The sequence below is a fragment of the Psychrobacter communis genome (assembly GCF_014836505.1).
Lineage (GTDB): Bacteria > Pseudomonadota > Gammaproteobacteria > Pseudomonadales > Moraxellaceae > Psychrobacter > Psychrobacter faecalis.
Genome location: NZ_JACSQR010000014.1, coordinates 22,623 through 37,392 on the forward strand (window position 1 = coordinate 22,623; position 14,770 = coordinate 37,392).

Sequence of the window (14,770 nt, forward strand, 5' to 3'; positions counted from 1 at the left end):
TTAGGAGTCGCTTATGTCTCAAGACAATATGCCAGACAATGCTCAAAATGACGCGCTAAATGACGCTTTAAATGACGCTTTAAATAATAGCCAAAATGACGAAATTGATACCGCTCTTGAAATCACTCCTGAAATGCAAGCGTTCTATCAACGTGCTGACGAAATCATTGGCGTCGCCAATAGTCAACTGGGCCCTAACGCTCACTCAGGCCAAGTTGGCGCGTCATTGCTGTATGCAGCAGCGCGTTATAGTGCGTCAGTTGCCTCGATTGGCTTTGTAAAAGGCGATGATTTTGCTAAAGAAAAAGACGATATCGTTGAGTTTTATACCAAACAATATCGCCAAATGTTAAGCGACAACTTGACTGATTACGCACAAAACTTTGATAAATATGTGCAGCTTAATAAAGAGGATAAACCTGCGCAGTAAGTTTATAAAAGCTCTAAGTTTATAAAAGCTCAGTCAAGAAACGTATAAGAATTAATATCAAAAGCCCAAGCCTTCGTAGCTTGGGTTTTTTGTTACTCTAATAATATGCTTATTAAATATCAGCGACGAATTAAAAAACGAATAGCACATTTGCTTTTTGTTTGAAACTGGCGTTTAATGCAAAAATAAATGATAAAACGATATAAGGATATTTATTATGCGCGCGCTCTCTACTTTCAAACTTACAGTCACCATAAGCTTTATGCTAGCTTTAGCAGGTTGTAACAATATTAGTTCTAACTCAAACCCGATGCCTGATAGCACGCCCATTCAGCCGCCCGCCTCTAACACCAGTCAACCCCCAAAAGGCCTTGTAGCACAGTGTCCAACCTTTGACCCTGCAAAAACCATGTGTACAGCGCAATACGATCCGGTCTGCGTAAAAACGCAAGTCGGCTCAGTGATAAGCTATCGTACGGCGGGCAATGCTTGCTCAGCTTGTAGCACTCCTGAAGCCGTCAGCTATGTCAAAGGTGAATGTTTATAGTGACAGTGTGGCTGTAAAATTGTCGTTGTGAAAATTACCAGTTTAAAACCTATAAATGATTAAATGTCCATAAAAAATCCTAAGACAACGATGCATCTTAAGATTTTAAATGACAATTATTATATTGTGTTTTTAAGTAAAACCAACGGCAGCTAACTACATGATTGGTTTAATAAAAACGATTTTAAAGCCGATATTTTTAGAACCGCTAACAGTAGGTTCGCTCTAAATCAATCAGTGCGACTGGGATGAGTTTTGCGTAGCCTCTGTGATAGCGGCAAGCAAGGAAAATTTATACCAGTTGCACGTGCTAACTCACGTATCTATTGATTTTACACCGACTATACGCAGCTTAATTAATCACCTTTAACAATTTTAGGCGGACCTTTTAATAAGTCCTCATCGACAAACTCACTGGCCGAATTATGGTCAGCTGACTCATCGGTAATATAACGCTGCTGATTGCGATATAAGATAAGTCGGTCGCGGCTCATACCGCGCAGTAACGCATACATCATCACAAAGATGACCAACGCAAAAGGTAGACCTGCCACAATAGCCGCCGCTTGCAGGGCATCTAAACCGCCCGCTGCCAATAATATGGCGGCAATCAAACCTTGCATCAGCGCCCAAAACAAACGCTGGATTTTGGGTGGATTGGTATCACCGCCCGCCGTCAGCATATCGATGACAAAACTGGCTGAGTCTGATGAGGTCACAAACCAAAGGACAATCATCACCACAATTAATAAGGTAATCGGTTTGGTCAATGGATAATATTCAACCAGCTTAAAGATGGCACTACCGTAATCGACTTGCACTGCCGCGACCAATCCTGGGCTAACTACCTCAGGATTCATGCCGGCGAGCAGCTCCATCTGTATCGCCACACCGCCAAAAGTCGTAAACCAAAAAAACAAAATCGTCATCGGAATCAGCAGCACGCCAAATACAAACTCACGAATGGTACGTCCACGGCTGATACGCGCAATAAAAACACCGACAAATGGCGACCAGCTGACCCACCATGCCCAATAAAATATCGTCCAAGCTTTTTGCCAATCAGTATTACTATAGGCTTCGCTCCACGTCGATAACGTGACGATGTTTGCCAAGTAGTTGCCTACGTTTTCTATAAAACTGTCAAAGATAAATAGCGTCGGGCCTAAAATTACCATAAACGCCAATAAAATACCGGTCAGCCCCATATTAATATCACTAAGACGTTTTATGCCTTTATCAAGACCGAGCATCAGTGAACCACAAGCTAATGAGGTCACAAAAGCAATGATAATAAACTGTATCGTTAAAGTAGAGGGAATACCAAATAATCCCTCAAGGCCCGCGTTAATTTGCATAACGCCAAGACCTAAAGAGGTCACCACCCCAAACATCGTCCCAAACACGGCTAAGACATCGACCGTATGCCCCCATTTACCATAAATCCTTTGTCCAAGAATAGGATAAAGGGTTGAGCGTATCGATAATGGCAGGCCACGGCGAAAATGGAAATACGCGAGCGACAGCGCAACAATAGTATAAATCGCCCATGCATGCAGCCCCCAATGCAAAAACGACAGATTCATCGCTTGTTTTGCCGACTCAAGGGTTTCTGCTTCCCCAAGCGGCGGTGCCATAAAATGATATAAAGGCTCAGCCGTCCCCCAATACACCAGTCCAATCCCGATGCCCGCCGAAAACAACATTGCAATCCATGAAAATAAGCTATATTGCGGTCGCTCCGTCTGTTTGCCTAGACGTATATCACCGTAGCGACTGGCAGTCAGATAAATACAGAATACCAATGCCATATTGAATAAGATGATAAACAACCAGCGGAATTTTTCGGCGATAAAGGCCTGTAAGAAGCTAAAAAGTGTTGCTGCCGTTTCAGAAAATAACGAACCAAAGATAATAAAACCGACGATTAAGACACTTGAGGTAAGAAACACCGGTTTATTTACCTTTGGAAAGGGTCCAAGTCTACTTACTTTTACTTCGTTCATTGGCTAAAACCTTAAATTTAAGAAAGGCTACCTTAACAAACTGCGCCCTAATTATCAATTTACTACAAGATAAGGGCGACTAGACTCTTTTATTAGTAATATGACTCGCAGTCTAATTAGTTATTTAAATGGCTATCGAGGTAGTAATTGCAGCAGCCTACCTTTATCGCCATCTTCTAATAACCACACTTGCCCATCGACAGTTAAGACACTACGAATTCGTTCACCCATATCATAGCGGTAGCGTTCTGCAGCGCCGTTATTGTCATCAAGCGTGACCACGATAAGCGCTTTTGAGGATAAACCACTGATAAGCGCATTACCTTGCCACGCTGGAAAATCATTATATTTACCAGTCTGATAAATGCTCATCGACGACGGTGATATTACAGGCGTCCACGATATTTTTGGTGCAGCAAAATCAGGACGCGTATCATGATCAGGGATATCCGTCCCCGAATAATTGCGTCCGTTCGAGACCACGGGCCAGCCGTAATTATTGCCTTTTTCTATCAGATTAAATTCGTCACCACCGCGCGGCCCCATTTCATGTGCCCACAACCTACCTTTATCATCGAATGCCATACCAAGTACGTTACGATGACCAATCGTCCAAAATTGGGCGGCAATGTCACTACCATTTTGTGCAAATGGATTATCGGCTGGCACTGAACCATCGCCATGTAATCTGATAATTTTGCCCAGATTCACACTCATATCTTGGGCTGGTGTTTTTTCTTGACGCTCACCTGAGCTGATATATAAATACTGCCCGTCAGGTGAAAAAAGCAAGCGATGGCTATAATGCCCTTGTCCTTTTAGTTTCGGGGTTTGCTCCCAGATGGGCGTTACGGCTTGCAAGCGTGGCGCGTCAGTATCTAAGCCCGTTAATGTGGCTTTGATAACTTTTGCCCCAAATTTATTACTGTCGCTTCCTGTGCCCGCCTCGACATAGCTGATATAGATATTATTAGAAGTAGCAAAATCCGGCGCAAGAATGATATCGCCAAATCCGCCCTGCCCGCCATACGCTACTTTTGGTATGCCAGTCACCGCTGTCTTGATACCTGTTGCCGTATCAACAATCAAAAGCTCGCCTGCTTTTTGGGTTATGAGCAGTTTGAGTGGCTGATTATGAATGCGAGGTAATGCGGTCATTGCCCAAGGTTCATCGAAGCTAGCGACCGTCTTGGTTGTAAAGGTAGGTTTTTCAGTATTGGCTAGGGACTCTTCGACAGAGGCTTGCCCTTCTTTATACTCGGTCAAATCGTTATTGGTATTGACGGCGGCAGGATTGGAGCACGCAGAAGCACTAAACATCAGTGATGTCATGACTAATGATAATAGTAATGGCGTATTTGTTGATTTTTCATAGGTTATCATCCTGATTTATCTCCTTAGTTTTGCCGTCTTTTTATGTGCCTTATCATTATTTATACCACAATCAAAGCGCGCAAACGGTAAATAATATTGGCACAAAAAAAACCCCTTACCTGCCTATATAAGATATAGAGAAGTAAAGGGTTTTTAGGTTTATACCATTCAGCAAATGATATTTAACCAATGTATGTTAAAACGAACGTTTATTTTAGCTCATTCTAAGCTTATCAAAGGTCAACTCATCATCAGCGCCGACATCGATTTTGATGATATCGCCTGGGACGAAATCACCGGCCAACAGTTTCAATGATAATGGGTTTTCGATCTCTTGCTGAATAGCACGTTTTAGTGGACGCGCACCATACACGGGATCATAACCCACTGCGACCAATTTATTCATCGCATCTGCCGACAGCTCGATATCCATCTCACGCTCTTGAATACGTTGACGTAAACGATCCAATTGAATATCGGCAATACCTGCCATCTGCGACATACCAAGCGGATGGAAAACCACAATTTCATCAATACGGTTGACGAATTCTGGGCGGAAATGCTGCCCGACCGACTCCATGACTTCCGCTTTGATATCCTCGTAGCTCTCACCGACCATTTCTTGAATTTTATGCGAACCCAAGTTACTGGTCATAATAATAACGGTATTTTTAAAGTCGACCACGCGGCCTTGCGAATCAGTCAAGTGACCATCGTCTAGCACTTGTAGCAAGATATTAAACACGTCAGGATGCGCTTTTTCGACCTCATCAAACAATATCACGCTATAAGGCTTACGGCGTACCGCTTCGGTCAACGTACCGCCCTCTTCATAACCGACATAACCTGGAGGCGCGCCCACCAAACGGCTAACGCTATGTTTCTCCATGTACTCACTCATGTCGATACGAACAATTGCATCCTCACTATCAAACAAGAAGTTCGCCAGTGATTTGGTCAATTCCGTTTTACCGACACCCGTTGGCCCAAGGAACAAGAACGAACCTGAAGGACGATTCGGGTCGGACAAACCAGCTCGGCTACGACGCACCGCATTGGCGACAGCTTCGACAGCTTCATCTTGACCGATAACGCGCTCGTGGAGTTTTTCTTCCATCGCCAGCATTTTGTCACGCTCGCCTTGCATCATCTTGCTGACTGGAATACCAGTCGCCGCCGCTACGACTTCGGCGATTTCGTTATCAGTGACTTTAGTACGTAATAACTTGCCGCCCAATGCGTCCTCTGCCTGCTCTTTTTGCTCAGCCAAATCAGACTCGTGAATACGGCGCTCAAGCTGCGGAATGGTTTCATACTGCAGCTTACTCATGGTCTCGTAGTCGCCTTCACGACTGGCTTTGTCATAAGCAATACGCGCTTTATCCAGCTCGTCTTTTAGCTGCTGACTGCCTTTAACCAGCGCTTTTTCCGCTTGCCAAATCTCATTAAGATCCGCGTATTCTTTTTCTAGCTCTTCGATTTGACTATCAAGTACTTTGCGCTCTGCTTGCGCGCCCGCATCTTCTTCGTTTTTGAGTACTTCACGCTGCATTTTTAACTGAATCAAACGGCTATCAAGCTTACCGAGTGCTTCAGGTTTGCTGTCCATCTCCATACGTAGGCGACTTGCCGCTTCATCGATTAAATCAATCGCCTTATCTGGCAATTTGCGATCGGTAATATAACGATGGCTCATGCGCGCTGCCGCAATAATCGCGCTGTCTTGGATATCGACACCGTGATGCAACTCATAACGCTCTTTTAGACCACGCAAAATCGCGATGGTATCTTCGACCGTTGGCTCATCGACCAATACTTTTTGGAAACGGCGCTCAAGGGCGGCATCTTTTTCGATAAATTGACGATACTCGTCCAAGGTCGTCGCACCGACACAGTGCAGCTCACCGCGAGCAAGCGCAGGTTTTAGCATGTTGCCTGCATCCATCGCGCCTTCTGACTTACCAGCGCCGACCATGGTGTGCAGCTCATCAATAAATAAGATGACATTACCTTCTTGCTTGGCTAAATCACTAAGAACCGCTTTGAGACGCTCTTCAAACTCACCGCGGAATTTTGCCCCCGCAATAAGCGCCCCTAAGTCTAACGACAACACTTCTTTACGGCGCAGTCCTTCTGGCACATCACCATTGATAATTTTTTGCGCTAAGCCTTCAACGATGGCGGTTTTACCAACACCTGGTTCACCGATGAGCACAGGGTTGTTTTTGGTACGACGCGATAGCACCTGAATGGTACGGCGAATCTCTTCGTCACGACCAATCACCGGATCGAGCTTACCAAGCTCCGCTTGCTCAGTTAAATTAATGGTATATTTATTCAACGCATCACGCTGATCTTCGGCATTTTGATTATTCACCGTTTCATCACCTCGCAGTTGCTCTATGACCGCTTTTAGCTTACTTGCCGTCACCCCAGCACTTTCAAATATCTTTTTGGTGTCGCCTTGCTCAGCAAGTGCCAACATCACCCATTCAGTGGCGATAAAATCATCGCCCTCTTTTTGCGCTTGGCGATCGGCCAAGTTCAAAATCTTCACCGAATTTGGGTTTAGATTAACGTCACCAGTTGGCTCGCTAATTGTCGCCTGATTGTCGAGCGCTTTTGCCACGCCATTTTTTAATGCTGGAATAGACGCGCCGGCTTGCTGACAGATAGATAAGTTAGACTCATCTTGTAGCAATACGGCCAGCAAATGCACAGGGTCAATCCCAGTGTGGTCGCGACCTAGCGCCAAACTTTGGGCTTCTTGAATCGCTGATTGTAATTTTTGGGTAAATTTCTCGAATCTCATAGTGTGTCCTTTAATAATTAATAGTCGTTTATATCTGCTAGTCGCTGCGGCTTTTTATAAGTATTAAGATGCCGCAAGCTTTTCGTTGTTATCTATATAAGGTTTGTTGAGTAATATTTCAATGTCATTTTAACTATTGTCAATAGTATTTATTGACTTGTTGGTATCGACCTATGCAGCACATATATGAGCAAAGGTAAAATCTGCAAAAAAAATTAAACCTTATTCATAACAATGATATAACGTTAAAGTATTAATAGGCACATTTATAAGAGATTTCAAGAGAGATTAGTAAAGAAAAATTAGGAAGCCTTGAGGCCGTACAAACACAGAGAAATGTATTTTAGCGGACGACTAAAACAGTTAAATGCGGGAGATTAACAAACTATTTATTCTACGATTTCGATCGGTGTGCCAACCTTTACCGCAGCCATGATTTCATCCATCTCATCATTGGTCACGGCTATACAGCCTTCCGTCCAATCGCGTTGCTGGTTCAGTAGACCCAATGCACCAAAACCATTTTTTTGCCCATGAATCATGATATCACCGCCAGCACTGACACCTCGCGATTTGGCTCGGGCTTTATCGGTAGTATTGGGGTAGCTTACGTGAATAGAGCGATAGAATTTAGATTTTTCATTTTTATAATCGAGTGTATAGCTGCCAACAGGGGTACGCTGGTCGCCTTGTTGTTGCTTATGTCCAATAGGATTACCACCGAGCGCAATATGATAAGATTTAATCACCTTATCATCACTTAGTAGCTGCAGGGTACGAGCAGATTTATCGACGAAAACCTTATCAATAATAACGTCACTAGGAATGGTCTGCGGTTGATTGGCAGTATTCTTAGTAGTAGCGATGGCACTTGTGCTAAAAATGGCAAGGCCAAGCACTATCGCAATAGAACACCAATTTGAATATTCCCTAAAATTTGGACGAAAAAATAACATAGGCTTTAATCCATATAACTAATATTTAATAGCAATGAGTCATAATATATCAAAGCACTATGCCATTTTTTGGCGCTAAACGCTGTGCAAAAATAATGAATAAGATAAAAACACCTTCTGACAGTCGTTATACCATACGAATCGCGCCATCGAGGCGAATCACTTCACCATTTAAATAAGCGTTATCGATAATATGTGTGACCAATTTGGCAAACTCACTAGGGTTGCCCAAACGCTTAGGATAAGGCACGCCTGCTTCCAACTGCTCGCGCGCTTTTTCAGGGATACTCTGCATCATCGGCGTGGCAAAAACACCAGGAGCAATCGTCATGACGCGAATACCATGACGCGCCAGCTCACGCGCTAGCGGTAAAGTCAGGCCAACGACGCCCGCTTTTGATGATGAATAGCTGGCTTGCCCTACTTGCCCATCAAAAGCTGCGATAGAGGCAGTATTGATAATGATGCCATTATCAGCATTCTTCTCATTAGCGCTTTCTGTATTGTCAATATTAGCAACCCGCTTAGCAATACTGGCCGCCACCAAACGCGCGACGTTAAAAGAACCCACGAGGTTGATATTAACCCCGCGACTAAAAGCATCAAGATCCGCTGGGTTATTTTCACGGTCAAGCAACTTTTGTACCACAGCAACACCTGCACAGTTAATAGAACCTTGCAGACCGCCAAATTCTTTTTCCGCCACTTCAACAGCCGCTTGCACCTCATCGCCACTGGTCACATCACAACGTGCAAAGCGTACATTATCACCCAGCTCATTAACCAAAGCTTGCCCAGTTGACTCGTTCAAATCAGCAATGATGACCTTGCCGCCTTGACTCACAATAGCGCGAACCACTGACTCACCTAAACCTGACGCACCGCCAGTAACCAAAAAGCTGTGTTGTTCAATTTGCATAATTATTCCTTTAATCGAGGTTTTTACTGGTATTTTTTAAGCTAACCATAATGAATTCACTGTAAAATAGATACAGTGCGACTGGGATGAATTTTTCGTAGCCTCTGCGGTAGTAGCAAGCAAGGAAAATTTATACCAGTCGCACATAACTATTAGCGTAACGATGTTATCTTGAATGGACTATACTTTATTGTCTTAAACGGCTATCGAAATCTCCAATAATCTATGCCGCAGACAAACTGCGCAGCAAGAAACGCTGGATTTTACCGCTTGGCGTTTTTGGTAATTCCGCGACAAATTCAACCTCACGCGGATACGCATGCGTCGATAGGCGTCTGCGCACTAAGTCTTGAATTTCCTTAGCAATCTCATCCGTCCCTTCGATGCCATCTTTTAGCACCACATAAGACTTAATCGTATGACCGCGCACCTCATCTGGCACGCCAACGGCGGCGGATTCTGCCACTGCCTCATGCTCGAGCACGGTATTCTCCACATCTGTCGGCCCTACGCGGTAGCCTGCCGTAATGATAATGTCATCATCACGCCCAGAAAACCAATAGCTGCCATCGCTATGGCGCTCGACCACATCGCCAGTCAAATAGTAATCATCCACAAAGGCGTCTTTTTCATTCCAACTATAACCGCGGAAATAAAACGCTGGCGATTGGCTAACCACTACGGCAAGCTGTCCTTGTTCACCATCAGGCAATACTTGCATGTCATCATCTAATACGACAAGTGTGTGACCCGGTAGCGCCATACCCATCGAACCAGTAGGACATTCATGTGCTAATGCATGGTGCGCACAGCAGGTCATGCCCGTCTCTGTTTGACCGTATTGGTCCTTCACTTGGCAGTTTAGATAAGTTTCCACCCAATTAACCACTTCGGTATTTAAAGTTTCTCCTGCTGAATTAGCACAGCGCAGTGCTAAATGGGCACTAGCATCGTCATGTAATTTCTCAAACACACCGCTCGATTTCATCATCCGAAACGCCGTTGGCGAAGAAGCTAAATTGGTAATTTTATGGCGAACCATAAAGTCGCGGGTATTGGCAGCATCAAAGCCCGCCTCGTTAAAGTAAATCGTGACGCCCATCAGTAAAGGCCCCGTAATCGCGTAATATAATCCATATGCCCAGCCGGGATCGGCCATATTCCAGTAGTTATCATCGGCGCGCAAGTCAATCGCATAGCGCATATACAGATAAAAAGCAGATAACGCTGATAACGGCACACTGACGCCCTTTGATTTACCGACCGTACCTGAGGTAAACATTTGCAAAAACGGCGCATCTTCATTGAGAAAAACAGCCTCTAGCGTTTGCGGCTGGGTCGCCATCATCTGAGCATAATTATCATCAGCCCATTTGCTTTCATTATCAGCTTGCGCATCATTCTTACTGCCAACCATGACCATTTTGGTTTGCTCGGCTAAGTCTTCAAATTTACTACGATTTTCAATATTGGTAAAAACCACTTTGGTATTGGCTTTATCCATGCGGTATTTAATCGAATCATAGCCAAAAGCGGTAAATAGCGGTTGATAGACTGCGCCAATCCGCCAAGTCGCTAGTACAATGGTGAGCAGCTCAGGGGTACGCGGTAGCATGGTCGCTACTTGGTCGCCAACTTGTACGCCGTAGGATGTTAATAAATTGGCCACTTGCGCACTGGCTTTATCAAGCTCAGCAAAAGTCATGCGCGTCACATTGCCAGCGGTATCTTCATGCACTAAGGCTAGATTATCGCCGCGTCCATCACGCACATGACGACCGCAGCAGGCCATATAAGCATTTAAACGGTCATCTAAATGCTCGCCATAGATTTCTGCCAATAACGCATTCATATCAAAATTATGATAGTAATCGCTGTAGCTCGTTGGTGTGTGGGTAGTATCTTTAGTAGAGTTTGCGGACGAATGATTGGAAGATGTGGTGTTCATAAGCTAATCCTTTAGCAATAGAGAGTCGCTGACGATAGACGATATCAGCACTTTATTAGAAGTCAAACAGTCCTATCCTAGTCACTATTTGCTCTTATGTTTTGCGCATATAAAAATACGTATACTCTATTAGTAACGCATTTTAATATTTATATCAATACATAACGTATCATTTTCAGAAATTAATAGGAGTTTTGCTAAAAATAGATTTATTGGATAGCATTTAAAAAGCCTAGCAGCGCTTTCTCTTCACAGCTTTGATATTGTTTGGTACGGCCACAGCGTGCTTGTTTATAACACTCAAAAAACTGCCCTGCTAAAAAGCGCTCGATAATAATAGGATTGATATAAGACGCTCGGCAAACAGCAGGCGTATTGCCAAGCTCTTCTGCGACTTCTTTGACCATATCAACGACCAGCTGCTGGCGCTCATTGCTATTAGGCTCACTGGCTAATATTTCTCTGCCATTCGAGCTCTGCAGCTCATCGTACAAATAACTGGCCGCAAGGACGCTTGCCATCCAAGTACGAAAATCCTTGGCGCTATATACATTGCTGCTGTATGTCTTGCCCTCACTATAATGACCGCCTGTATGATGACCGCCAGTATGCGACCGTATATAGTCATTGATATCGCTACTATCAACGACTTGCTTATCACCATTATCATCCAAATATTTAAAAATCTGATAACCTGGCAGCTCAGAGCAGGCTTGTACAATCTCAATTAAGCGCTCGTCTTGCAGTTCAATATGATGCTCTTTGGCACTTTTCCCGACAAAATCAAACGCCAAGCCATTATCCGTTTCGCTGACGTGCTTGCTGCGTAACGTACTAAGGCCATAGCTCTTATTGAGCTTAGCATAGCGGCTATTACCGATACGAATTAACGTAGTTTCCAGCAATTTAACCACGGCAGCTAGTACATTGGCGCGTGATAACGACTGCGCTTCTAAATCTTTTTCTACTTGCGCACGTAGGTTTGGCAACGCCTCAGCGAAACCTATCATGGCATTAAACTTAGCTTGGTCACGCACGCGATCCCACTCGGGATGATACAAGTACTGCTTGCGCGCTTTGTCATCGCGGCCTGTCGATTGCAGATGCCCTTTATCATCTTGGCATATCCAAACCTCTGACCACATTGGCGGTATCACCAATGCATCAAAACGCTGACGCAACGCTTTATCTTTGACCGTTTTGCCGGTGGCGTCTTTATAAGTAAAGCCGCGGCCCCAACGCCTACGCGTAAACCCTGGCTCATCATCGCTGACGTAGCGTAAGTTGGCCAAGCGCGCCAAATGTTCATAATCATGGCGCACATCTTGCGTGGTCGTTTGGTCATCTAGCTTCGCCATAAAAAATACTCAATTAATCAAATAGTCGTTTTAGGATAATGAATTGCGACTATTTTTGCTGTTTATTTGCCACAAGCAAAGTGTAATCGATGTGTAAAAGCACTCCTTCAAAAGGTTCTAACCCATGAGGTTTTAAGTCATAATTTGCTGAACACCACAACTTAAGTCAAATAAATATAATGACAAATACTTCGATAAAAATAGCCCCGTTATTTATAGCCCCATTGTCTAAAGCGGATTACGACGCTTGGTTGAAATTGTGGCAAAATTATTTAACCTTTTATGAAACTCGTCTGCCGCCAAGTACCACAGAAAAGACATGGCACAACCTACTTGAAAGCGATGTGCCGATTTATGGCTTTGGTGCGTAGCAGGACGACATACTAGTAGGTATCACGCATGTGATACTACATCCCAATACTTGGAATACCACAGAATGCTGTTACTTAGAAGATTTATACGTTAGTGAGGTGGTTCGCGGGCGAGGCGTTGGGCGCGCACTGATCGAACAGGTGTATGAATTTGCCAATGAGAAAAACTGCAACCGTGTTTATTGGACGACGCAAGAAGACAATGCGACGGCACGCAATCTCTATGATGTAATCGCTACTCAAACTGACATGGTGCAATATCGCAAAGACTTATAACTTTGATTGGCTCTATGTTGTCAGTCTACTATCTTTAAATTTATTCAGAATAATACGCACAAAAAAACGCCAAGCGTTAAGCACTTGGCGTTTTTTTACGACACAAATCTAAACTAAAAATGATTATTTACCATAAGTACATAAATAAGCACTTTCAACGTCTACTTTTACTTGAAACTTCTGGTTGGCTTCAACGGTAAATTGCTCGCCCGCATTAAAGGTTTGCCACTCATCACTTTCTGGCAGTTTTACCGTCAATGCTCCACTGACTACGCTCATGGTTTCAAAATCGCTAGTACCAAACTCATACTCGCCAATTTCCATCACGCCAACAGTAGCTGGCAGGGTTGCCGTTTGAAAGGCGATAGAAGTCACTTTATTATCAAAATAGTTATTAACGCTTGGCATAATTTTCCTTAAGTCGTTTCGTTTAAAGTCTGATTAGTGATTAAATAGCAGTAATAGGCTATCTATAACAGCATAGCAATTTAATAAAGAACACTCGGCTCTGTTGTTCGTAAACTCTCAAAGTCGCTCGTTTATCTTTATTAAATCGCCTTTATAATAGGCTATTGCTGTTCCTTTTATGTATAGCAGTCGATAGTATTTATGGACTAAATTTACAGCCCAGCTTTTAAGCTTGCTACGATAAATTGATCGAGGTCACCATCGAGTACCGCGCCAGTATTAAAGGTTTCAACACCAGTACGCAAGTCTTTGATACGCGAGTCATCGAGTACATAAGAGCGGATTTGACTGCCCCAACCGACATCAGATTTATTATCCTCGACCGCTTGCTGGCTCTCCATACGTTTTTGCATCTCAAGCTCATACAACTTGGCGCGGAGCATTTTCATCGCCGTCGCTCTGTTTCCATGTTGGCTACGCTCGTTCTGACACGTGACCACCACGCCACTTGGCTCGTGAGTAATACGCACCGCAGAATCGGTGGTGTTCACGTGCTGACCACCCGCGCCTGATGAGCGGTAAGTATCGATACGCAAATCGGCTGGATTGATATCAATTTCAACGTTGTCATCGATTTCAGGCGATACAAAAACGGCGGCAAAGGAAGTATGACGACCATTATTACTATCAAATGGTGACTTACGCACTAAGCGATGCACGCCAATTTCGGTACGTAACCAACCAAAGGCATAATCGCCTTTAATCTCAATCGTCGCTGACTTAATGCCAGCGACACTACCTGACGATACTTCGATAACTTCGACTTTAAAGCCATGAGATTCGGCCCAGCGCGTGTACATCCGCAGCAGCATTTCTGCCCAATCTTGCGCTTCGGTGCCACCACTACCCGACTGGATATCCAAGTAGCAATTGTTCGGATCCATCTCACCGCTAAACATCCGGCGGAACTCTAAATCCGCAACGCGTTTCTCCGCATTGTCGAGCTCTGCTTGCACATCAGCAAGCAAGGATTCGTCTTCTGCTTCTACTGCTAAATCAAGCATGGCAGCGGCATCTGCTAAAGTCATTTCAAGCGAAACCACAACGTCGATGACGCCATCAAGCTGACTTTTTTCTTTATTAATCTTGGTCGCGCGCTCTGGATCATTCCACAGCTCAGGGTTTTCCAATTCTAAATTGACTTCCTCTAAGCGTTCTTGCTTACCGTCGAAGTCAAAGATACCTCCGCAAATCCTGCCCACGCTCAGATAAATCTTTGATACGTTCTTGATACGGATTGATTTCCATAAAGTTTCCTGTCTTTTTAAATAAATATCTTACTGATGTGGCGCTATTTTAAATGAG

At 44.1% G+C, this 14,770-nt stretch carries 13 protein-coding genes; 4 read left to right on the forward strand and 9 right to left on the reverse strand.

Annotated features, from left to right (window positions below; genetic code table 11):
* The first annotated feature begins 133 nt into the window (after positions 1-133).
* On the forward strand, positions 134-430 hold the full coding sequence (locus H9653_RS06585) for a DUF3144 domain-containing protein (RefSeq protein ID WP_102077162.1): 297 nt from the start codon (positions 134-136) through the stop codon (positions 428-430).
* 217 nt (positions 431-647) lie between these two features.
* Positions 648-977, forward strand: coding sequence for a hypothetical protein (locus H9653_RS06590; RefSeq protein ID WP_144297078.1), 330 nt, complete (start codon positions 648-650; stop codon positions 975-977).
* Between the two features lie 356 nt (positions 978-1,333).
* Here the strand turns inward: H9653_RS06590 and H9653_RS06595 are convergent, their stop codons facing one another.
* The 7 genes from H9653_RS06595 to H9653_RS06625 form a co-directional block, all read right to left on the reverse strand.
* Positions 1,334-2,983, reverse strand: a complete 1,650-nt coding sequence (locus H9653_RS06595) for a BCCT family transporter (protein WP_191691371.1) — start codon at positions 2,981-2,983, stop codon at positions 1,334-1,336.
* A 132-nt stretch (positions 2,984-3,115) separates the two neighbouring features.
* On the reverse strand, positions 3,116-4,366 hold the full coding sequence (locus tag H9653_RS06600; RefSeq protein ID WP_191691373.1) for a PQQ-dependent sugar dehydrogenase: 1,251 nt from the start codon (positions 4,364-4,366) through the stop codon (positions 3,116-3,118).
* 205 nt (positions 4,367-4,571) lie between these two features.
* A complete protein-coding gene (clpB, locus tag H9653_RS06605) occupies positions 4,572-7,169 on the reverse strand; it encodes an ATP-dependent chaperone ClpB (protein ID WP_191691375.1) in 2,598 nt (865 codons plus the stop codon).
* Between the two features lie 389 nt (positions 7,170-7,558).
* On the reverse strand, positions 7,559-8,125 hold the full coding sequence (locus H9653_RS06610; RefSeq protein WP_191691377.1) for a L,D-transpeptidase family protein: 567 nt from the start codon (positions 8,123-8,125) through the stop codon (positions 7,559-7,561).
* Between the two features lie 127 nt (positions 8,126-8,252).
* Complete coding sequence (locus H9653_RS06615; protein WP_191691379.1) at positions 8,253-9,044, reverse strand: SDR family NAD(P)-dependent oxidoreductase; 792 nt, start codon at positions 9,042-9,044, stop codon at positions 8,253-8,255.
* A 223-nt stretch (positions 9,045-9,267) separates the two neighbouring features.
* Positions 9,268-10,992, reverse strand: a complete 1,725-nt coding sequence (locus tag H9653_RS06620; protein WP_191691381.1) for an AMP-binding protein — start codon at positions 10,990-10,992, stop codon at positions 9,268-9,270.
* Positions 10,993-11,201: 209 nt separating this feature from the next.
* The gene (locus tag H9653_RS06625; protein WP_191691382.1) at positions 11,202-12,350 is read right to left on the reverse strand and encodes a DNA topoisomerase IB; all 1,149 of its coding nucleotides are present in this window, start codon (positions 12,348-12,350) and stop codon (positions 11,202-11,204) included.
* A 179-nt stretch (positions 12,351-12,529) separates the two neighbouring features.
* On the opposite strand from H9653_RS06625, the gene H9653_RS12490 reads away from it, so the two are divergent.
* Positions 12,530-12,721 (forward strand): hypothetical protein, encoded by a 192-nt coding sequence (locus tag H9653_RS12490; protein ID WP_225211643.1) that lies wholly within the window; start codon positions 12,530-12,532, stop codon positions 12,719-12,721.
* Positions 12,722-12,742: 21 nt separating this feature from the next.
* Positions 12,743-12,997: a GNAT family N-acetyltransferase gene (locus H9653_RS12495; RefSeq protein ID WP_404814805.1), complete on the forward strand. Its 255-nt coding sequence runs from the start codon at positions 12,743-12,745 to the stop codon at positions 12,995-12,997.
* Positions 12,998-13,120: 123 nt separating this feature from the next.
* On the opposite strand, the gene ppnP is transcribed toward H9653_RS12495, so the two are convergent.
* Both ppnP and prfB read right to left on the reverse strand, forming a co-directional pair.
* The gene (ppnP, locus tag H9653_RS06635) at positions 13,121-13,405 is read right to left on the reverse strand and encodes a pyrimidine/purine nucleoside phosphorylase (protein ID WP_191691384.1); all 285 of its coding nucleotides are present in this window, start codon (positions 13,403-13,405) and stop codon (positions 13,121-13,123) included.
* 212 nt (positions 13,406-13,617) lie between these two features.
* A protein-coding gene (prfB, locus tag H9653_RS06640; protein WP_191691386.1) for a peptide chain release factor 2 occupies positions 13,618-14,713 on the reverse strand; the annotation gives its coding sequence in 2 pieces (ribosomal slippage) (positions 13,618-14,640 and positions 14,642-14,713; 1,095 coding nt in all).
* Positions 14,714-14,770: the final 57 nt, after the last annotated feature.